Raw genomic sequence first — 20,969 nt, forward strand, 5'->3', positions numbered from 1 at the left:
TCGACCGATAGTGTTCAGCATTGTCGAACAGTGTGAGAAGGGTGAGGGGCCGGGCGATGGCGAAGAACATCCAGTCGCTTGAACGGGCGGCGGCCATGCTGCGACTGCTCGCGGGCGGCGAGCGCCGGCTCGGCCTGTCGGACATCGCGTCCTCGCTCGGACTCGCCAAGGGGACGGCCCACGGCATCCTGCGCACCCTCCAGGCGGAGGGCTTCGTGGAGCAGGACGCGGCCTCGGGCCGCTACCAGCTGGGCGCGGAGCTGCTGCGGCTCGGCAACAGCTATCTGGACGTGCACGAGCTGCGGGCGCGCGCCCTGGTGTGGACGGACGACCTGGCGCGGTCCAGCGGCGAGAGCGTGCACCTGGGGGTGTTGCACCAGAAGGGCGTGCTGATCGTGCACCACGTCTTCCGGCCGGACGACAGCCGTCAGGTCCTGGAGGTGGGGGCCATGCAGCCGCTGCACTCCACGGCGCTCGGCAAGGTCCTGTCGGCGTACGACCCGGTGGCGCACAGCGAGGTGCTGGAGGTCGAGCGGGAGGCGTTCACGCCCAGGACGACCACGGAGCTCGTCGACTTCGAGTCGCTGCTCGACATGACGCGGGCCCGGGGCTGGGCCGCGGACGTGGAGGAGACCTGGGAGGGCGTGGCGTCGGTGGCCGCGCCGATCCACGACCGGCGGCGGATGCCGGTGGGCGCGGTGGCGGTCACGGGCGCCGTCGAGCGGGTCTGCCCGGACGGGGAGCTGCGTCCGGAGCTGGTGGCCGCGGTGCGGGACTGCGCCCGCGCGGTCTCCCGGGACCTGGGGGCCGGCCGCTTCTGACCCTCCACGGGGACGGCGGCCGCCGTCCCTCCGTACCGAACCGAACCCGCCGGTAACGATCGCGTTATCGGCGGGTTTTTCACTTCCCAGACCCTTGACGTGCTGTTAACCCGGGGGCAAAACTTCCGTTCATCGGTCGGCATTGTCGAACACCTAACGGCAATACACGCTAGAGTGTGGCAGTGCCAAGGGCCGGCAACGCCCTCACACGAGGGCGCGGACCACCGGAGGGACCCGGGGTTCGCCTTCCCCTGGACGAAGGACAAAGGAGTCGCGGGTGTCCAGCTCCGACATCTTCCTCGGCGAGACCATCGGTACCGCCGTTCTCATTCTGCTCGGCGGCGGTGTGTGCGCCGCCGTGACACTCAAGAGCTCCAAGGCCCGCAACGCGGGCTGGCTCGCGATCACCTTCGGGTGGGGCTTCGCCGTCATGACGGCCGTCTACATGACGGCTTCCCTCTCGGGCGCCCATCTGAACCCCGCCGTCACGGTCGGAATCGCGATCAAGGACGGGGAGTGGGGCAACGTCCCCGTCTACATCGCCGGCCAGATGCTCGGCGCGATGATCGGCGCGGCGTTGGTCTGGGTGGCCTACTACGGCCAGTTCCAGGCCCACCTCACGGACCCGGAGACCGTCGGCGAGAAGCCGATCGAGGGCCCCGGCCCGGTGCTCGGCATCTTCTCCACGGGCCCCGAGATCCGTAACACCTGGCAGAACCTGGCCACCGAGATCATCGGCACCGTCGTGCTGGTCCTGGCGGTGCTCACCCAGGGCCTCAACGACAGCGGCAAGGGCCTCGGCGTCATCGGCGCCCTGATCACCGCGTTCGTCGTCGTCTCCATCGGCCTCTCGCTCGGCGGCCCGACCGGTTACGCCATCAACCCGGCCCGTGACCTCGGCCCGCGCATCGTGCACGCCCTGCTCCCGCTGCCGAACAAGGGCGGCTCCGACTGGAGCTACGCCTGGATCCCGGTCGCCGGTCCGCTGATCGGTGGCGCCCTCGCCGCGGGTATCTACAACATCGCGTTCGCCTGAGCCGTCCTTCTTCCAGACTTTCCCAGGAGCACACCGTGACCGACGCACACACCTCCGGCCCCTTCATCGCGGCCATCGACCAGGGCACCACCTCCTCGCGCTGCATCGTCTTCGACAAGGACGGCCGGATCGTCTCGGTCGACCAGAAGGAGCACGAGCAGATCTTCCCGAAGCCGGGCTGGGTCGAGCACGACGCCACCGAGATCTGGACCAACGTCCAGGAGGTCGTCGCCGGCGCCCTGGAGAAGGCGGAGATCACCGCCGCCGACGTCAAGGCCATCGGCATCACCAACCAGCGCGAGACCACCCTCCTCTGGGACAAGAACACCGGTGAGCCCGTCCACAACGCCCTCGTCTGGCAGGACACCCGCACCGACGCCCTCTGCAAGGAACTCGGCCGCAACGTCGGCCAGGACCGCTTCCGCCGCGAGACCGGTCTCCCCCTCGCGAGCTATTTCTCCGGCCCGAAGGTCCGCTGGCTGCTGGACAACGTCGAGGGGCTGCGCGAGCGCGCCGAGCGCGGCGACATCCTCTTCGGCACCATGGACTCCTGGGTCATCTGGAACCTCACGGGCGGCGTCGACGGCGGTCACCACGTCACCGACGTCACCAACGCCTCCCGCACCATGCTGATGAACCTCCACACCATGGGCTGGGACGAGAAGATCCTCCAGTCCATGGAGATCCCGGCGGCCGTGCTGCCGGAGATCCGTTCCTCGGCCGAGGTGTACGGCACGGTCAAGGGCGGCATCCTCGACGGCGTCCCGGTCGCCTCCGCGCTGGGCGACCAGCAGGCCGCCCTGTTCGGCCAGACGTGTTTCTCCGAGGGCGAGGCCAAGTCCACGTACGGCACCGGCACCTTCATGCTGATGAACACCGGTGACAAGATCATCAACTCCTACAGCGGCCTGCTGACCACGGTCGGCTACCAGATCGGCGACGCGAAGCCGGTCTACGCCCTGGAGGGCTCGATCGCCGTCACCGGTTCGCTGGTGCAGTGGATGCGCGACCAGATGGGCCTGATCAAGTCCGCCGCCGAGATCGAGACCCTCGCCTCCTCGGTCGAGGACAACGGCGGCGCCTACTTCGTGCCGGCCTTCTCCGGCCTGTTCGCCCCGTACTGGCGCTCCGACGCGCGCGGTGTCATCGCCGGTCTCACCCGGTACGTCACCAAGGCGCACATCGCCCGCGCCGTCCTGGAGGCCACCGCCTGGCAGACCCGCGAGATCACCGACGCCATGACCAAGGACTCCGGCGTCGAGCTGACCGCGCTCAAGGTCGACGGCGGCATGACCTCCAACAACCTGCTGATGCAGACCCTCTCCGACTTCCTGGACGCGCCCGTCGTGCGTCCGATGGTCGCCGAGACCACCTGCCTCGGCGCCGCCTACGCCGCCGGTCTGGCCGTCGGCTTCTGGCCGGACACCGACGCGCTGCGCGCCAACTGGCGCCGGGCTGCGGAATGGACCCCTCGCATGGACGCCGACAGGCGTGACAGCGAGTACAAGAGCTGGCTCAAGGCCGTGGAGCGGACCATGGGCTGGATCGAGGACGAGGAGTAAGACACATGACCACCCTGCAGAGCGTCCCTGCCCTCGGGACGCACCCGGCTGCCGGTTCCCTGCCGAGCCGCGCCGAGACCCGGGAACAGCTTTCCAAGGCGACGTACGACCTCCTGGTGATCGGCGGTGGCATCCTGGGCATCTCCACCGCCTGGCACGCCGCGCAGTCGGGCCTGCGGGTGGCCCTGGTGGACGCCGGCGACTTCGCCGGCGCCACCTCCTCCGCCTCCTCCAAGCTCCTCCACGGCGGCCTGCGCTACCTGCAGACCGGCGCGGTCAAGCTGGTCGCGGAGAACCACTTCGAGCGGCGTGCGGTCTCCCGCCAGGTGGCACCGCACCTCGCCAACCCCCTCACCTTCTACCTGCCCGTCTACAAGGGCGGCCCGCACGGCGCGGCCAAGCTCGGTGCCGGTGTCTTCGCCTACAGCGCCCTCTCGGCCTTCGGCGACGGCGTCGGTCACCTGCTCTCCCCCGCCAAGGCCGCGCAGGACGTGCCGGAGCTGCGCACCGACAACCTGAAGGCCGTCGCCGTCTACGGCGACGACCAGATGAACGACGCCCGCATGGCGCTGATGACGGTCCGCGCCGCCGTCGACGCCGGCGCCACCGTCCTCAACCACGCCGAGGTCACCGGCCTGCGCTTCACCCGCGGCCGGGTCACCGGAGCGGAGCTGAAGGACCGCACCACCGGCGACGAGTTCGGCGTGAGCGCCCGCCTCGTGCTCAACGCCACCGGCCCGTGGGTCGACCACCTGCGGAAGATGGAGGACCCCAACGCGGCCCCCTCCATCCGCCTCTCCAAGGGCGCGCACCTGGTCCTCAAGCGGACCTCGCCGTGGAAGGCCGCCCTGGCCACCCCGATCGACAAGTACCGCATCACCTTCGCCCTCCCCTGGGAGGACATGCTCCTCCTCGGCACCACCGACGAGGAGTACGAGGGCGACCCCGGCCAGGTCGAGGTCACCGAGCGGGACACCGCCCAGATCCTGGACGAGGCCGCCTTCTCCATCCGCGACCAGCAGCTCTCGCGCGACCTGATCACGTACTCCTTCGCCGGACTCCGGGTGCTCCCGGGCGGTCCCGGCGACACGTCCAAGGCCAAGCGCGAGACGGTCGTCACCGAGGGCCGCGGCGGCATGCTGTCCGTCGCCGGCGGCAAGTGGACCACCTTCCGCCACATCGGCCGCACGGTGATGAAGAAGCTGGAGCAGCTTCCCGGTCACCCCCTCGGCGAGGACTACGAGCCGGTGTCCGCGCTGCCGAAGCGGCTGCCGCTGCCCGGCATAGCCAACCCGAACGCGGTCGCGCACCGGCTGCTCGTCGACGGCCCGGCCCCCGGCCCCCGCATGGCCGCCGACACCGCCAAGCACCTGGCCACGCACTACGGCTCGCTCTCCTTCGACATCGCCCGGATGGCGAACGAGAACCCCGAGCTCGCCCGCCGGATCCACCCGGACGCCCCGGAGATCTGGGCGCAGGTCGCCTACGCCCGTGACCACGAGTGGGCCGAGACGGCGGACGACGTCCTGCGCCGCCGTACGACGCTGACCATCCGCGGTCTCGCGACCGACGAGGTCCGCGCCGGGGTCGAGGCCATGCTGCGGAAGTAACTCCGCCACGAGCAGGGGCGGTCCCTCGTCGAGGGGCCGCCCCTGACGCGTGCCATGCGCCGTCCACACGCACGCAACACTCGGCGCGCAGAGTGGGCGCATGAAGTTTCAGGTGCTGTCGATCGTCCACCACTCCCCGCACCCGCTCACCGGCGAACTGCTGTCCGCCGCCGACCGGTTGGAGCAGGTCGTCACGCTCGGCGAGACCGCCGAACGGCTCGGCTTCGACGCGTACGCCGTCGGCGAGCGGCACGCGGGCGCGTTCCTCTCCTCCTCCCCGACCGTGCTGCTCGCCGCGCTGGCCGCCCGCACCCGCCGGATCAGGCTGCTCACCGGGGTCACCGTCGTCGCGATCCTCGACCCCGTCCGGGTCGCCGAGGACTACGCGACGCTCGACCAGCTGTCCCGGGGCCGGCTCGAACTCGTCGTCGGCAAGGGCGCGGAGGCCGGCCACTTCGACCTCTTCGGCCTGGACGAGGAGCGGCAGTGGGACCTCCAGAAGGAGAAGTACGAGCTGCTCCGCCGCCTCTGGACGGAGGAGGGCGTCGACTGGGAGGGCGAGTTCAGGCCCCCGCTGAAGAACGTGACCACGGTCCCCCGCCCGTACGCCGGTCCGCCCCGGATCTGGCACGGCTCGGCCACCAGCCTCAACTCCCCCGAGCTCGCGGCGAAGCACGGCGACCCGCTGTTCACGGCCAACGCGATCCAGCCCCGCGAGGCGTACGCGCGGCTGATCGCCCACTACCGCGAGAAGTTCGAGGAGTACGGCCACGACCCCGCCCACGCGCGCGTGGCGGCCGGTTCCGGCGGGCTGCTCATCGCCGACACCCCCGAGCGGGCCGTCAGCCGGTACAAGGAGCTGTACGAGGCGAAGGTGCGGCAGAGCTTCAAGCCGCACCTGGAGGGCAAGGCCGGCTACAACACCCCCTTCCGCACCATCGAGGACGCGATCGCCGACGGCCCCCAGCTGATCGGCTCGCCGCAGCAGATCATCGACAAGATCCTCGGCTACCACGAGCACTACGGACACGACCTGCAGTCCGTCACGGTCGACACCTTCGGCCAGACGACCGCCGAGCAGCAGGAGACCCTCCAGCGCTTCGCCGAGGAGATCGCGCCGGTCGTGCGGAGGGAGGCGCCGAGCACGCTGTGGGAGGAGTGACTCCGTCGTGTGCGGAGACGAGTTCCTGGGTAGTCGATCAAGGCCGCACGGGTTTTCGGTGATGTCCGGGAACTGCGGGCGGCCCGCCGGAAAGCCGTAAGGTGGGGCCGTACGACAGGAACTTCGAATAAGGAGGCGCTGGGTGATCGAGCTCGAGGGGGTACCCGAGCTGATCGACCCGGTCATGGTGGCCGCGTTCGAGGGCTGGAACGACGCCGGCGACGCCGCCTCCACCGCGGTCGCCCATCTCGACCGGGAATGGAAGGGCGAGGTCTTCGCGGCGCTCGACGCCGAGGACTACTACGACTTCCAGGTCAACCGCCCCACGGTCTTCCTGGACAACGGGGTCAGAAAGATCACCTGGCCGACGACCCGGCTGTCGGTGGTCAGGGTCGGCGGCGACAAGCCCCGCGACCTGGTGCTCGTGCGCGGGATCGAGCCCTCGATGCGCTGGCGCTCGTTCTGCAACGAGCTGCTCGCCTTCGCGCACGAGCTGGGCGTCGAGATGGTGGTGATCCTGGGCGCGCTGCTCGGCGACACCCCCCACACCCGGCCGGTCCCGGTCAGCGGGGTGACCTCCGATCCGGACCTGGCGCGCACGATGGACCTGGAGGAGACCCGGTACGAGGGCCCGACGGGCATCGTGGGCATCCTCCAGGAGGCGTGCACCCACGCGGGCGTGCCGGCGGTGAGCCTGTGGGCGGCCGTGCCGCACTACGTGTCGCAGCCGCCGAACCCGAAGGCCACGCTGGCGCTGCTCAACCGCCTGGAGGACCTGATCGGGCTGCGCATCCCGCTGGGCGAGCTGCCGGAGGACGCGCGGGCGTGGCAGCTGGGCGTGGACCAGCTGGCGGCCGAGGACAGCGAGGTCGCGGAGTACGTGCAGACCCTGGAGGAGGCGCGGGACACCGCGGAGCTTCCGGAGGCCTCGGGCGAGGCGATCGCCCGCGAGTTCGAGCGGTATCTGCGGCGGCGCGAGCCGGGCACGGGCCCGGGGTCCGGGCCGGGGGTGGCGACGGACGGCGGTGAGTTCCTGAGGGATTCCGGCAGCGGCCGGACCCGCCCGCCGAAGCCGGAGCAGCCGGGCCCGGAGTCGGTCCCGGGGGCGGAGTCGGTCCCGGGGGCGGATGCCGGGGCGGAGCCCGACGAGGGACCGGCCGAGGGTTCCGGCGAAGGCCCCGAGGAGTCCGGAGAGCCGGAAGGGTCTGACGGCGAGCCCGGGAAGTAGCCGGACGGAACGGGAGGGGCGCCCGAGGGCACCCCTCCCGTCCGTGCGTCAGGCGCAGCCGAACCGGGCCGCCGCCCAGTCGCCGTGGTCGCCGCTCTTCGACCCGTTGGTGTCCGTGATCCGGAGCCGGACGTGCCGGGCGCCGGTCACGTCGACGTTCACGGGCAGGGTCGCGGAGGCCCCGGTGAGCCGGGGCGAGGTCCACAGGACCCGGCCGTCCGCCTCGACGGAGAAGGCCACGTCCCCGTAGCCGTTGATCTCGTCGTCGATTCCGACGTCGGCGGTGAAGGTGGTGCAGCGGCCGCCGAGGTAGACCTCGATGTCGGAGTCGGCGTGGCCGCCGATGCCCTTCTCGTAGGTCGTCCCCGCCAGGGTGAGCGCCCGGCCGTCGGCGGCACCGGACTCGCCGTTGGAGCGGTCGCGCTCGGGCGGTCCCCAGCCGTTGGTCGCGCGCAGCCAGGTGAGGTCGCTCGCCCAGGCGTCGGCGGTCGGCGCCGGGGGCATCACCCCGAGCGCGAACCGCTGGACGGCGGTGCGGTCGGTGCCCGCGGCGCGGTGCCGAACGGTCGCCGTGAGGGTCGCCTCGCCGGGCTTCGCGTCGGCCGCCGGGGTGACGGCGACCTCGACCCGGCGGGTGGTGCCGGCCGGGACGCGCGCGATCGGGGCGGCCGGGGTGACCTGCCAGCCGGCGGGGGCGTCGAGGGAGACGCGTACGTCGGTGGCGTCCCGGGTGCCGGCGGTGACGTCCACGGCGACGGTGCCGGGGGTGCCCGCGCCGAGCTCCTGCCCGCTGGGGGCGGCGAGGACGGCGGAGGCGCCGGGGACGGCCCCGCCGACGGCGCTGGTGTCGGTCAGGCGCAGTTCGAAGGCGCGGCCGGTGGACTGGGCGGGGGTCTTGACGCGGACCACTCCCCCGCGCTCGTCGCGGTCGTACCACCAGCCCGCGGAGGCGGCGTCGAAGGCGGCGCGGGAGGCGAGGGCGGGCAGCCTGCGCCCGTCGAGCCGCACGGCGCCGGGGGCGTCGCCGGTGTGGACGGTGAAGGCGTACGGCCGGGCGGCGGGCTTCCCGGTGTACGTTCCCTTGCTCGCGCCGACGCGGACGGTGACGTCACCGGGGCCGGACTGCGGGGCGCGGACCTCGGCACGCTGGGTGGCGGACCTCCCGGTGCGGTGCTCGCGGGTGACGCCGTCGTCCTCGTACAGCTCGAAGGAGGAGCTGCCCTGGGGGTAGACGTCCCAGGCGATCGGGTCGCCGGGGGCGCGGTCCTTGTACGAGCGGATGGAGCCGGGCCACATGGGGACGGCGGCCCCGGCCCGTACGAAGAGCGGCAGGGTGTCGAGCGGCGCGCTGTAGTCGTCGACGGTGACGGGGCCCTGGTAGGTGCGCCCGCTCCAGTAGTCGATCCAGGTGCCCCGGGGCAGGTAGATGCCGTCGCGCTCCACCGCGTCCTGGTAGACGGGGGCGACGAGGAAGTCCTCACCGCTGAGGAACTCGTACTTCGCGGCCTCGGTCGCGGCCTTCGGGTCGTCCGGGTATTCGAGGGCGAGCGGCCGGGCGAGGCCGACGCCGGTCTTCGTCGCCTTGTGGGCGTGGCTGTAGATGTACGGGAGCAGGGCCTCGTGGAGTTTGAGCGAGGCGCGGTTGATGCCGGTGTACGGCTCGCCGTAGCGGAAGGGCTGCTTGTCGGCGGCCGCCCAGCCGTCCATCGTCATGGTGACGGGGAGGAAGGTCTTCCACTGGAGGTCGCGGGTGTACGTCTTGGCGCTGCCGCCGAAGATGCCGTCGACGTCACCGGTGGTGTAGGCGAGTCCGGACATGGACGCGCCCGCGTAGGTGGGGATCTGCCAGCGGATGTACTCCCAGCTGCCGGACTGGTCGCCGGACCACTGGACGCCGCAGCGCTGGGCGCCGGACCAGCTCTCGGGGGCCCAGGTGAAGCCGCGGGCGTCGCTGTTGGCCTCGATGCCGGCGTGGGCGTCCTTGCAGCCGTCGAGGGCGAACTTGTAGCCCTCGCCGACCCAGGCGACGTCGAGCTTGGCGACCCGCTGGCCGGCCTTGACCTGGTCGGCGAGCTTGTCGATGCCGTCCTCGGTCCACAGGCCGAGCTTCATGTCCCGCTCGCCCAGGCCCGCGGAGGTCTCGGCGAGGTTCTCGTAGCCGCAGCCGTAGCCGTCGTTGACGAGCATCCAGCCGTTGGGCATGTCGTGGGCGACGTAGCCGTCGGCGACCTCCAGGGCGTCGAGGGTGTGGCGCTCGCCGCGGTTGGCGTTGTGGAGGTAGCAGTCGGAGTCGCCTATCTCCAGGCCGTACACGGGCGGCAGGAAGGGCTTGCCGGTGAGCCGGGTGTACTCGCCGATGACGTCCTTGAGGGCGTCCTTCCCGTCGCCGGCGAAGTAGTACGCGTCGAAGCGCCGTTCCTTCGCGCTGGTGGTGACGGGCTCGGCGAAGGCGTAGGTGTTGGGCGCGTAGGTGTTGCGATAGACGCCGTACCCGGCGGAGGAGACGTAGAAGGGGACGGAGTTGGGGTGGCCGCCGTCGTTCCAGTTGTAGTCGACGCCGACTTCGACGGTCTTGCCGCGGTGGGAGGTGTTGCCGCGGCCGTTCTGCATGCCGGCGCCGTAGAACTGCTCGTCGGCGCCGCGGGCGAGGGTCTGGACGGTGCGGTCCTGGTTCCAGGTGAGGCCCTGGGACTCGGTCCAGAGCGGGGTGCCGTCGGCCCGTACGGCCGAGAAGCGCAGCGGTGACTTGGTGGCGCGCAGGGTCACCTTGGCGGTGGCGAGCTCGTAGCGGTCGCCGAGGTCGCGCCAGCGGGTGGCCGGCGGCGGGCCCTGGGGCAGGGTGATGTCGGTGCCGGTGGGGTCGGTGAACCTGCCGTCGGGGGCGAGTTCGATGCGGAAGGTGTCGGCGGTGACGAAGGAGACGCGGGCTTCCGTGGAGCCGGCGGTCAGCCGGTAGACGGCCCCGTCGGCGGCGAAGCCGGTGACAGCGCCGACCGTGGTGTCGGAGGGGTCGGCCGACGCGGTGGTGCCGGGTCCCGCGAAGGCGGTGAGGAGTCCGAGGACGGCTCCGGCCAGTGCAACTTTCATGCGCGATGATGATTGCATGGAGGTTGTTTAGCGCAGGAACGAGCAACCCCGCCAGGACAAAACGGAACCGCCCTCGGACTTCGGCGAGAAGTCCAAGGGCGGTTGCCTGAAAGCGGGTTGCGTGGTCCTGCTCGTTACAGGGCCACACCGAGCAGTGCGTCGACGGCGCGCGAGACGAGACCGGGGGCGGACTCGTCCGTGCCGCCCTCGGCCGTCTGGAGCGCGGCCCAGCGGTCGACGGCGACGAGCGCGGTGGGCGTGTCGAGGTCGTCGGAGAGCGCCTCGCGGAGCTCCTCGACGAGCGCGTCGGCGGACGGACCGTCGGGACGCGAGACGGCGGCGCGCCAGCGGTCGAGCCGCTCCACGGCCGTCTCCAGGACCTGGTCGGTCCACTCCCAGTCGTCGCGGTAGCGGTGCGAGAGCAGCGCGAGCCGGATGGCGGCCGGGTCGACGCCGTCACGGCGGAGCTTCGAGACGAAGACCAGGTTGCCCTTGGACTTCGACATCTTCTCGCCGTCGAGGGCGACCATGCCGGCGTGGACGTACGCCTTGGCCATGGGGAACTCGCCGGTGAGGGCCTGGGCGTGGGAGGCGCCCATCTCGTGGTGCGGGAAGATCAGGTCGGAGCCGCCGCCCTGCACGTCGAAGCCCATGCCCAGGTGGTCGAGGGCGATGGCGACGCACTCGATGTGCCAGCCGGGGCGGCCGAGGCCGAGGCTGCCGCCGTCCCAGCTCGGCTCGCCCTCGCGGGCGGCCATCCAGAGCATCGGGTCGAGCGGGTTCTTCTTGCCCGGACGGTCCGGGTCGCCGCCACGCTCGGCGGACAGGTGCCGCATCAGCTCGGTGTCGTAGTGCGAGACCTGGCCGAAGTGCGGGTCGGCCTCGACGGAGAAGTAGATGTCGCCGTCCAGCTCGTAGGCGGCGCCGGAGTCCCGGAGGCGCTCGACGAGCGGGACGATGCCCGGTATGGCCTCGACGGCGCCGATGTAGTGCTGCGGCGGCAGCATCCGCAGGGCGGTCATGTCCTCGCGGAAGAGCGCGGTCTCGCGCTCGGCGAGGCCGACCCAGTCGATGCCGTCACGGATCGCGCGCTCCAGGAGCGGATCGTCGACGTCCGTGACGTTCTGGACGTAGTGCACCTGCCGCTTGGTGTCGAGCCACACGCGCTGAACGAGGTCGAACGCGTTGTAGGTCGCCGCGTGACCCATGTGGGTCGCGTCGTACGGCGTGATGCCGCAGACGTAGATACGGGCGACGGGGCCGGGGGCGAGGGTGACTCGTCCGCCGGTCGCGGTGTCGTGGATCCGGAGGTCGCGGCCCTTGCCAGGAAGGGCGGGGACCTCAGAAGCGGGCCAGGCATGCATGACCCGAGCGTAACCGGACAGGTGTTCCGGATACGAACCGGATCCGGGATCTTGACCGATTAGGCGCTCTTGCGGGTCGGAGGCTTGCGTGCATACCCCCCAGGGGTCCTGGCGCCTCCCGGGGTCTTGGCCGAAACCTTTTGGCGGCTCAGACAGGCGGCCAGGGGATCGCCGGCCACCGCCCCGAGGGCTCGGGGTGCCGCCCGGTGGCGCGCAGCGCCTCCACGCGGGCGCGTACCGCCGCGACCTCCGCACCGGTCAGGAGTTCCGCCAGTCGGGTGGCGAGCGGAGCTTCCGGGGCCAGCGCACCGCCCAGCGAGTCGAGCACGCCGACCGCCTCGGCGGGCAGCTCCTCGCCCGCCCAGCCCCACAGCAGGGTGCGCAGCTTGTCCTCGACGTGGAAGGTCACCCCGTGGTCGATCCCGTACAGCCGACCGCCGGGCCCCGGCAGCAGGTGTCCGCCCTTGCGGTCGCCGTTGTTGATGACGGCGTCGAGGACGGCGAGCCGGCGCAGCTCGGGCGTGTCGGCGTGGACGAGGAGGGCGGTGCGGTCCTCGTCGATCTGCGCGGGCCCCACGGCCTTCCAGCCCTCGCCCGCCTCCTCGTCCTCGGTGAGCGCCAGGAGCCGCGCCCCGGGGTCGGCCTCGATCCACAGCTGGACCATGCCCTCCCCGTAGGGCCCGTCACGGAGCACCGTCGGCGGCACCAGACCCCAGCCGGTGGCCTCGGAGATCTCGTACGCGGCGACCTCGCGCTGGGCGAGGGTGCCGTCGGGGAAGTCCCACAGGGGCTGCTCCCCCGCGACCGGCTTGTAGACGCAGGCCGCCTCCCGGCCCTCGTGGGCGACGGAGCAGTACAGCACGGCGTTGGACGCCTCGCGGACCCTGCCGCGCACGGTCAGCTCACCGCGCGCGAGCAGCTCCGTGTCGCGCGGGCTCTCGGGGCTGCTCATGCTCCGCGGCGGTATCCGTTCTGGCGCGGGCAGACATGCCCCTCGGGGTCGAGCGGCAGGCTGCACAGCGGGCACGGCGGCCGGCCGGCGTTGACGACGTCCAGGGCCCGCTTGGCGAACGCCCGGGCCTGCGCCCCGCTGAGCCGGACCCGGAGCATCGGCGGGCCGTTCTCCTCGTCCTGGAGCAGCCGCTCCTCGGCCTCGGCGAGATCCTCCTCGGAATCCGCGTCGAGCTCGACGAGCGCCTGCGCCTCGACGATCATGCGCTGCTCCTCGCCGTCCCAGGCGAGGGCCATGGTCCCGACCCGGAACTCCTCCTCGACGGGCGCGTCGAGGGGGGCCGTGTCCGCGATCTCGGCGGGGGCGACCGCGGGCACGGGCGCGTTGCCCCCGGTGCGGCGGACGACCTCGTCGAGGAGTTCGTCGATCCGCTCGGCGAGGGCCGCGACCTGGGTCTTCTCCAGGGCGACGCTGGTGACCCGGCCGCCGGCGGACGCCTGCAGGAAGAAGGTGCGGCGGCCAGGCAGCCCGACCGTGCCGGCCACGAAACGCTCCGGTGGGTCGTAGAGGAACACCTGACGGGACACGTTCCCGGCTCCCTTGCGTCTCGACAGTCGTACTACAGCGGCGCGTCCACCCTACTGCGCGAAGCGATCACGGTGCGCCCGCACCGCCACCGACCTCCGCCGCCCCTCCGTCACCAGGGCGCTCCCGGGGGGCGAATCCCGCGAAGTCCCCGGTGTCGCCGAGGCGCAGGAGGAAGGGACGCAGGCGCGTGTAGCGGATCGCGGTGACCGAGCACGGGTCGACGTGGATGCGCTGGAAGAGGTCCAGGTGGAGGCCGAGGGCGTCGGCGACGATCGCCTTCACGACGTCGCCGTGGGAGCACATGAGGTACGTGGCGTCCTCGCCGTGCTCCGCCTCCACGCGCGCGTTCCAGTCGCGCACGGCCTCGACGGCACGGTTCTGCATGGCGCGCATCGACTCGCCGCCGGGGAAGGCGGCGGCGGAGGCATGGCCCTGGACGACCTCCATGAGCGGTTCGTCGCCCAGCTCGGCCAGCTTGCGGCCCGACCAGTCGCCGTAGTCGCACTCGTTGATGCGGTCCTCGACGTGCAGCGGGAGCGCGGGGCGGGCGTCCAGGAGCGGCCGCAGGGTCTCCCGGCAGCGCTGGAGGGGGCTGGTGACGACGGCGGCGAGCGGGACGTCCGCGAGGCGCGCGGGGAGCGCGGCGGCCTGGGCGGCCCCGCGCTCGTCGAGCGCGATCCCGGGCATGCGCCCGGCGAGGACCCCGGAGGTGTTGGCGGTGGAACGTCCGTGCCGGACGAGGATCAGCGTGGCCATGCGGGCCAGCCTAGGCGGTACCGGTGCGGGGGCGCCGGGCGTCCGGGGCGGCCGCGCGCGTGCGCGGCGGGGGCGTTCGGGGGAGAATGCGCGGCGTGATCGTCGACTCAGCCATCTACCGGGACGGGCGCCGTACCGACGGACCCGCGGACCTCTCCGACGCGCTGGAGGAGGCGCGGGCGACGGGCGACGCCTTCCTGTGGGTGGGGCTGCACGAGCCCTCGGAGGCGGAGTTCGCCCATGTCGCCTCGGAGTTCGCGCTGCACCCACTGGCCGTCGAGGACGCCTTGAAGGCCCATCAGCGGCCCAAGCTGGAGGTCTACGACGACTCGCTCTTCGTGGTGCTCAAGCCGGTCGTGTACGAGCCGGAGAGCGACCGGGTCTCCTCGGGCGAGCTGATGGTGTTCATGGGCGACTCGTTCGTCGTGACGGTCCGGCACGGCGAGGGCGCTCCCCTCGCGGAGGTGCGGCGGCGTCTCGAGGCCGAGCGCGAGGTGCTGAAGCACGGGCCGACGTCGGTGCTGTACGCGGTGAGCGACGCGATCGTGGACCACTACCTGGACGTGGCGGGCGAACTCCAGGTCGACCTGGAGGAGCTGGAGGCGGACGTGTTCGCGCCCAGTGGGGGCAATCCGGCCAACACCGCGGAGCGGATCTACACGGCGAAGCGGCAGGTCCTGGAGTTCCGGCGGGCGAGCGGTCCGCTGGCCGGGCCGATCGCCCGGCTGACCTCCGGTTCCGTACCGTTCGTGAACGAGCGCTCGCAGCCCTTCTTCCGTGACGTCAACGACCACCTGCTGCGCTCCAACGAGCAGGTCGAGGGGCTCGACCGGCTCCTGTCCGACGTGTTGTCGGCCCATCTCGCGCAGATGGGGGTCCGGCAGAACGACGACATGCGGAAGATCTCGGCGTGGGCGGCCATGGCCGCGGTCCCCACGATGGTCGCGGGGATCTACGGGATGAACTTCGACCACATGCCGGAGCTGCGCTGGGAGGGCTCGTACCCGGTGGTGATCGTGGTGATGGCGGCCATCGTCGTCGGGCTCTACCGGGTGTTCAAGCGGCGCGGCTGGATGTGAGCCGCCCCCGCGGAGGGCGCTCTCGGAGCGCGGGGGCCGCGCGGGGACTCAGAAGGCGGGGGCGGGTGCGGCGGGGCCGCCGAGGGCGTCGAGCCGGTCGGGCATCCGCAGGGAGACCATCTTGTGCCAGCCGGCGGCGCGCTCGTACACGTACATGGCGTGGATCCCGGCGGTGAGGACGGCCGCCTTGGGCTTCGGCCAGTTGAGGATGCGTCCCATGTGCCGCATCACGGCGAGGCTGACGTCACGGTAGATCCGGATCTCGGCGAGGGCGGACTCGCGCAGGGTCCGCTGGATGAGCCGGCCGTGGCCCTGCCGGGCGAGCCGGAGCAGTTCCTCGTGGCAGTAGGCGAGGTGGTTCGCCTCGTCGTTGTCGATCATGTGGATGGCCTTGCCCAGCTCCGGGTGGTCCCCGAAGTACGTGACGAGCATGTCCATCTGGTCGGCGGCGCGCTGCTCGGTGACCCGGCTGTGCGCGAGGTAGACGACGACGTCCTCCTCGGTGAGCGGGCGGTCGGCGCGGAGCTTCTCGTGCGCGAGGCCGATGCCGCGGTGTTCGAGCAGCATCGTGTAGTCGGTGTCGGGGGGCACGGGGACGGGTTCGAGGCCGCGCTTCCTCATCAGCGCGTTGAAGATCCGGCCGTGCTTGTCCTCGTCGGCGCCGTGCCGGCTGATCTTGGGCGCGAGGGAGCGCATGCCGGGTGCGACGAGGGCCGCGATCCGGGCGTTCTCCCAGCCGCCCTGGGACTCGCCGCTCGCGGCGATGGAACAGAAGAGCCGGAAGGACTCGTCGTTGTCGATGATTTCCTGGAACAGGCCCTTGGCCGTGAGCATCGCCGCCACCTCCGTGCGGACGCCCGTACTCCGGTACGTCCGGGGAGAACGAGTCAAGTCCGGTCCCGGGCGGCGGGCAACAGGAGGGGCCGGACGGCTCGGCCGAAAGAGTGAGTCCCGAGGGCGTAACCGGGGGTCCCGTGGAGCGTTGTGCTGCATGACGGCCGTGGCGGGGAGACCCCCGAGCCCCCACCACGGCCGCAGGACTTCCGGACCGGGCCGGGCCGGTCGGGACGTTCCGGACAGGCCTAGGGCCCGTAGGAGCGTTCCGGGCGGGCCCTAGGCCAGTCCGGCTCGCTCCATCGCCTCGACGCCCGCCCGCAGGGCCGCCACCCGCTCGTCCAGGGTGAAGCCGGCCGGGGCGAGGGTGAGGGTGGTGACCCCGGCCTCCGCGTAGGCCGTCATCCGCTCGGCGATCCGCTCGACGGACCCGAGCAGCGTCGTCTGGTCGATCAGGGAGTGCGGCACGGCGGCCGCGGCCCCGGCCTTGTCGCCGGCGAGGTACTTGTCCTGGATCTCGGCGGCCTCCTTCTCGTACCCCATGCGCTGGGCGAGCTGGTTGTAGAAGTTCTGCTTGCGGCTGCCCATGCCGCCGACGTACAGCGCGGTGTACGGCCGGAACACGTCGGCCAGCGCGTTCACGTCGTCGCCGAGGGCGAGCGGCAGGGTGGGACAGACGTCGAAGCCGTCCAGGGTCAGCCCGGCCTTCTCGCGGCCCGCGCGCAGGTGCCGCAGCGCGGTCTCCTCCAGGTGGTCCGCGGAGGGGAAGATCAGCAGGGCGCCGTCGGCGATCTCGCCGGTCTGCTCCAGGTTCTTCGGCCCGATCGCGGCGATGTAGAGCGGGATGTGCTCGCGCTGCGGGTGGACGGTGAGCTTGATGGGCTTGCCGGGGCCGCCGGGGAGCGGCAGGGTCCAGTGCTCGCCGTCGTAGCTGAGCCGCTCCCGGGTCATGGCCTTGCGGACGATCTCGACGTACTCGCGGGTCCGGGCCAGCGGCTTGTCGAACTTCACGCCGTACCAGCCCTCGGACACCTGCGGCCCCGAGACGCCGAGGCCGAGGCGGAAGCGTCCGCCGGTGAGCGAGTCGAGGGTGGCGGCCGTCATCGCCGTCATGGCGGGCTGGCGGGCCGGGATCTGCATGATCGCGGAGCCGACGTCGATCCGCTCGGTCTTGGCGGCGACCCACGCGAGGACGGTGGGGGCGTCGGAGCCGTAGGCCTCGGCGGCCCAGCAGACGTCGTAGCCGAGGCGGTCCGCCTCCTGGGCGACGGCGAGGTTGTCGCCGTCCATGCCGGCGCCCCAGTAGCCGAGGTTGATGCCGAGCCGCATTCCACGCACCCCTTACCCATCGGTAACGTCACTTGGGGCGGACTCTAGCGCGCGCGTGGGCCATCCGTCAGGACACGGTTGTCCACAGGCTCTCTCCGCGTGGTGCCCTGGCCAGTACTCTCGCGCCCATGGAGCAGAGGCATCTCGGACGTACCGGCCTGCGTGTGTCGCGCATCGGACTCGGCACCCTCACGTGGGGCCGGGACACCGACGAGCACGACGCCGCCGAGCAGTTGAAGGCGTTCTGGGACGCGGGCGGCACGCTCGTGGACACCGCCGACGTGTACGGCGGGGGCGAGGCGGAGTATCTGCTGGGGCGTCTGATGGAGCGCCTGGTACCCCGGCAGGACGTCGTCCTGTCGACGAAGGCGGGCAGCGTCCCGGATCCGGACCGGCGCACGGACGGCTCGCGCGGGCACCTGCTCGCCGCCCTCGACGCCTCCCTCGCCCGGCTGGGCACCGACCACGTGGACCTGTGGCAGCTCCACGCATTCGACCCGTACACGCCCCTTGAGGAGTCGCTCCAGGCCCTCGACATCGCCGTACGGAGCGGCCGGGCGCGCTACGCGGGCGTGGCCAACTTCTGCGGCTGGCAGCTCGCCAAGGCCGGCACCTGGCAGCTGGCCGGCGACCGGACCCGGCTCGCCGGCGCCCAGCTCGAGTACTCGCTGCTCCAGCGGGGCGTCGAGCGGGAAGTGCTGCCGGCCGCGCGGGACCTCGGCATAGGCCTGCTGCCCTCCTCCCCGCTGGGGCGCGGGGTCCTCACGGGGAAGTACCGGAGCGGCACGCCGTCGGACTCGCGGGGCGCGTCGGAGAGGATGGGGCCCTTCGTCGAGCCGTACCTGGACGAGGCGGCGAGCCGGATCGTGGACGCGGTGGCGACGGCGGCGGACGGGCTGGCGACGACCCCTCTCCACGTCGCCCTCGCGTGGGTGCGCGACCGCCCCGGGGTGACGGCTCCGATCGTCGGCGCGCGCACGGCGCGGCAGCTCACGACCGCGTTGTCAGTGGAGGCGCTTAGTCTTCCTGACGAGATCTGTCGGGCGCTGGACGATGTGTCGGCGCCCGTGCACCGCTATCCGGATCACGACTGGAGCACCTTGTGACCGAGCCTTCCGGGGAGACCACGCCCGAGGCCCCCGCCGAGCCCCCGGCCCCCGAGGACCGGGCCACGGGACCGGCCGACGCGGCCGGGACGACCGGAGAGCCGGGGGGCGCCGAAGGCGCCGCAGGCCCGGCGGAGGACGGCGCGGCCGGGAGCGTCGAGGAGACGGGAGACGTCGAAGGCGCCGCCGCCCCGGCGGAGGACGGCTCCGCCGGGGACGCCGAGGAGACGGGCACGGCCGGGGAGCCCGGCACCGACACGGAGCCGGAAGACTCCACGGGCCCGGCGGAGACCGGCGCGGGTGACGAGCCGCACGCCCCCGAGAAGGCCGGCGGCGACGCGGAGCCGGGAGCGAGCGGGGACGTCGCCGGTGCGGAGGCCGGCGCGGGTGACGCCGCCGGGTTGAGCGAGGCGCAGGCCGAGCTCGCCGCGCAGCGGGACCTGCGGGCGAAGATCGCGGCGCGCAAGGCCGAGAAGAGCGGCCCGGTGGCGAGCGGCGCCAAGCTGAGCGGCACCGCCGCCGACCTCCTCGCGGCCGTCCGGGCCGTGGAGGGCGGCGCCGCATCGGGCCGCGCCCTCTACGACGAGGCACCCGCCCCCCGCCGCCCGGCCGCCGAGACGGCCCCGGCGATGACCGTGCGGCCCCCCGCGCCGGAGCGCCCCGCCGCCCCCGCGCCCGGCACCACCGCCGCCGTCCGCGAGGTCCTCGCCGAGGGCGGCGCCCCGGAGGCGCTGGCCGCTCCGGTCGCCGCCGCGCTCGGCGAGGGCGCGGCCGCGGCGCTCCGGGAGGACCCGTGGCAGCTGCTGGCCGTGCCCGGGGTCCGGCCGGAACAGGCCGACGGTTTCGCGAGGGCGCTGCTCGGCCCCGCGTGCGGTCCGGGCGACCCGCGCCGCGTGGTCGCGCTGACCGTGTGGCTCCTGGAGCAGGCCGCCCTCCAGGGACACACCGCCCTGGAGCTCCAGGCCGTCCGCGCCGGACTCGGCCGGCACGCGGTGCCCGACGCGGAGGAGGCCGTGGAGACGGCGGTCTCCGAGGGCGCGGTCCTCGTCTTCCAGGAGGAGGAGACGGCGGAGGAGGAGAGCGAGGGCGACGAGGACGTCGAGGAGACCGCCGCGCCCGCCGGTCCCGTGCTCCTCGGGCTCGACCGGTACGCGCTCGCGGAGGAGAGCCTCGCCGACGGTCTCGCCCGGCTGGTCAGGACGGCGACGGCCGACACCTGGGAGGGTCCCGAGCTGGAGCGCGCCGCCGGGGCGCACGGTCTCGTGCTGCACACGGGCGGCGAGGCCTCCCGCGCCGAGCCGGTGGCGCTGGCCGCCGCGGCCCGTGCGCGCGGGCTGCGCGCCCTGGTCTCCGTCCACGCGGACGGCGGGCGCCGCGCCGCGGGGCCGGACGCCGTGACGGTCGCCGCGCTGCTGTCCGGCACGGCGGGTCCCGGCCGCGACGAGGACGGCGCCCTCGCCCTGGACCTCCTCGTGGTCCTCGACGCTCCGCACCTGGACGTGGAGACCGGCGCGATGCTCGTCGAGTCGCTCCCGGACGGCTGCCGGCTGGTCCTGAGCGGCGACCCGGAGGTGCTCGGCGCGCCGGGCGCGGGCCGGGTCTTCGCGGACGTCCTCGCGGCCCGGGTGTGCCCGAGGGTCGCGTCCCGCGTCCCGGACCCGGGCCCCCTGGGCGAGCTGGTGTCCGGGATCGGGGTGGGTGAGCTGAACCAGGTCGAGGCCCCCGGCAAGGAGGTCGTGATCGTCCCGGTGCGGGACGCGGGCGAGGCCGTGCACCGCACGGTCCAGCTGGTGGCGGACTCGGTGCCCCGGGCGATCGGGGTGCCGCCCGAGCAGACGCAGGTGGTCACGGTCGGTCACGGCGGCTCGGCCGGCACGCGCGCGCTGAACGCCGCCCTGAAGCAGCGGCTCAACCCCGGCCCCGGCCGCTTCGGCGGTTACGACCCCGGGGACCGGGTGGCGTACGCGCCCGCGCCGGGGCGCACGGTGACGGGCACGGTCCTGTCGGCCGACGCCGAGGGGCTGCGGCTGCGCTGCGGGGACGAGGAGCTCGTCGTACCCAAGGAGCGGGTGGAGTCGGCGCTGCGGCACGGCTGGGCGCTCACCGCGCACCAGGCGGCCGGGACGCGCTGGCCCGCGGTGGTCGTGGTGCTGCCCGGGGACGCCGCGGGCGGCCTGAGCCGGCCGTGGGTGTACACGGCCTTCGGCCGTGCGGAGCGCCACCTGTCGGTCGTGCACGGCGTGGACCAGGCACTGGCCCGCGCGGTGGCCGAGGTCGTGGCCCCGGAGCGCACGACGCGGCTGCGGCCGCTCCTGGAGGGACTGCTCGCCGCCGACGAGGAGTGACCGCGGCGGACACGGCACGGCGGAGGGCCGGGACACCACGCACGGTGTCCCGGCCCTCCCACGCGTCGCCCGTGACCTCCGCGTCCCGTCAGGCGTCCGCGTCCTGTCAG

16 protein-coding genes are annotated in these 20,969 nt (G+C 72.9%); 9 read left to right on the plus strand and 7 right to left on the minus strand.

The window, feature by feature from the left end; translation table 11 throughout:
• The first annotated feature begins 56 nt into the window (after positions 1-56).
• The 6 genes from ABTY59_RS21320 (at position 57) to ABTY59_RS21345 (ending at position 7,419) form a co-directional block, all read left to right on the plus strand.
• Positions 57-821: an IclR family transcriptional regulator gene (locus tag ABTY59_RS21320; RefSeq protein ID WP_352020569.1), complete on the plus strand. Its 765-nt coding sequence runs from the start codon at positions 57-59 to the stop codon at positions 819-821.
• A gap of 277 nt (positions 822-1,098) precedes the next feature.
• Complete coding sequence (locus ABTY59_RS21325) at positions 1,099-1,857, plus strand: MIP/aquaporin family protein (protein WP_352020570.1); 759 nt, start codon at positions 1,099-1,101, stop codon at positions 1,855-1,857.
• Positions 1,858-1,892: 35 nt separating this feature from the next.
• Positions 1,893-3,419: a glycerol kinase GlpK gene (gene glpK / locus ABTY59_RS21330; protein WP_352020571.1), complete on the plus strand. Its 1,527-nt coding sequence runs from the start codon at positions 1,893-1,895 to the stop codon at positions 3,417-3,419.
• Between the two features lie 5 nt (positions 3,420-3,424).
• The gene (locus tag ABTY59_RS21335) at positions 3,425-5,029 is read left to right on the plus strand and encodes a glycerol-3-phosphate dehydrogenase/oxidase (protein ID WP_352020572.1); all 1,605 of its coding nucleotides are present in this window, start codon (positions 3,425-3,427) and stop codon (positions 5,027-5,029) included.
• A gap of 100 nt (positions 5,030-5,129) precedes the next feature.
• Entirely contained in the window at positions 5,130-6,191 is a 1,062-nt protein-coding gene (locus ABTY59_RS21340; RefSeq protein WP_352020573.1) for an LLM class flavin-dependent oxidoreductase, read from the plus strand.
• A gap of 142 nt (positions 6,192-6,333) precedes the next feature.
• Positions 6,334-7,419 (plus strand): PAC2 family protein, encoded by a 1,086-nt coding sequence (locus ABTY59_RS21345; protein ID WP_352020574.1) that lies wholly within the window; start codon positions 6,334-6,336, stop codon positions 7,417-7,419.
• A 48-nt stretch (positions 7,420-7,467) separates the two neighbouring features.
• On the opposite strand, the gene ABTY59_RS21350 is transcribed toward ABTY59_RS21345, so the two are convergent.
• From ABTY59_RS21350 to ABTY59_RS21370, 5 genes are all read right to left on the minus strand, one after another.
• The gene (locus tag ABTY59_RS21350; protein WP_352020575.1) at positions 7,468-10,524 is read right to left on the minus strand and encodes an NPCBM/NEW2 domain-containing protein; all 3,057 of its coding nucleotides are present in this window, start codon (positions 10,522-10,524) and stop codon (positions 7,468-7,470) included.
• 116 nt (positions 10,525-10,640) lie between these two features.
• A complete protein-coding gene (gene mshC, locus ABTY59_RS21355; RefSeq protein ID WP_352020576.1) occupies positions 10,641-11,870 on the minus strand; it encodes a cysteine--1-D-myo-inosityl 2-amino-2-deoxy-alpha-D-glucopyranoside ligase in 1,230 nt (409 codons plus the stop codon).
• Between the two features lie 148 nt (positions 11,871-12,018).
• Complete coding sequence (locus ABTY59_RS21360) at positions 12,019-12,855, minus strand: SCO1664 family protein (RefSeq protein WP_352020731.1); 837 nt, start codon at positions 12,853-12,855, stop codon at positions 12,019-12,021.
• The gene (locus ABTY59_RS21365) at positions 12,819-13,409 is read right to left on the minus strand and encodes a DUF3090 domain-containing protein (protein WP_352020577.1); all 591 of its coding nucleotides are present in this window, start codon (positions 13,407-13,409) and stop codon (positions 12,819-12,821) included. The genes ABTY59_RS21360 and ABTY59_RS21365 overlap by 37 nt, the downstream gene beginning before the upstream one ends.
• A 67-nt stretch (positions 13,410-13,476) precedes the next feature.
• Positions 13,477-14,166, minus strand: a complete 690-nt coding sequence (locus ABTY59_RS21370; protein WP_352020578.1) for a histidine phosphatase family protein — start codon at positions 14,164-14,166, stop codon at positions 13,477-13,479.
• Positions 14,167-14,252: 86 nt separating this feature from the next.
• On the opposite strand from ABTY59_RS21370, the gene ABTY59_RS21375 reads away from it, so the two are divergent.
• Positions 14,253-15,245, plus strand: coding sequence for a magnesium and cobalt transport protein CorA (locus ABTY59_RS21375; RefSeq protein WP_352020579.1), 993 nt, complete (start codon positions 14,253-14,255; stop codon positions 15,243-15,245).
• Positions 15,246-15,293: 48 nt separating this feature from the next.
• Here ABTY59_RS21375 and ABTY59_RS21380 read toward each other — a convergent pair whose 3' ends face one another.
• Positions 15,294-16,079, minus strand: coding sequence for a ferritin-like domain-containing protein (locus ABTY59_RS21380; RefSeq protein WP_352020580.1), 786 nt, complete (start codon positions 16,077-16,079; stop codon positions 15,294-15,296).
• 279 nt (positions 16,080-16,358) lie between these two features.
• Positions 16,359-17,408, minus strand: a complete 1,050-nt coding sequence (locus ABTY59_RS21385; protein ID WP_352020581.1) for an LLM class F420-dependent oxidoreductase — start codon at positions 17,406-17,408, stop codon at positions 16,359-16,361.
• Between the two features lie 128 nt (positions 17,409-17,536).
• On the opposite strand from ABTY59_RS21385, the gene ABTY59_RS21390 reads away from it, so the two are divergent.
• Positions 17,537-18,514: an aldo/keto reductase gene (locus ABTY59_RS21390; RefSeq protein ID WP_352020582.1), complete on the plus strand. Its 978-nt coding sequence runs from the start codon at positions 17,537-17,539 to the stop codon at positions 18,512-18,514.
• A complete protein-coding gene (locus tag ABTY59_RS21395; RefSeq protein WP_352020583.1) occupies positions 18,511-20,859 on the plus strand; it encodes a helix-hairpin-helix domain-containing protein in 2,349 nt (782 codons plus the stop codon). Before ABTY59_RS21390 ends, ABTY59_RS21395 begins: the two co-directional genes overlap by 4 nt.
• Positions 20,860-20,969: the final 110 nt, after the last annotated feature.

Origin of the sequence: Streptomyces sp. NPDC096079 (assembly GCF_040303145.1) — a bacterium.
Taxonomy (GTDB): domain Bacteria; phylum Actinomycetota; class Actinomycetes; order Streptomycetales; family Streptomycetaceae; genus Streptomyces.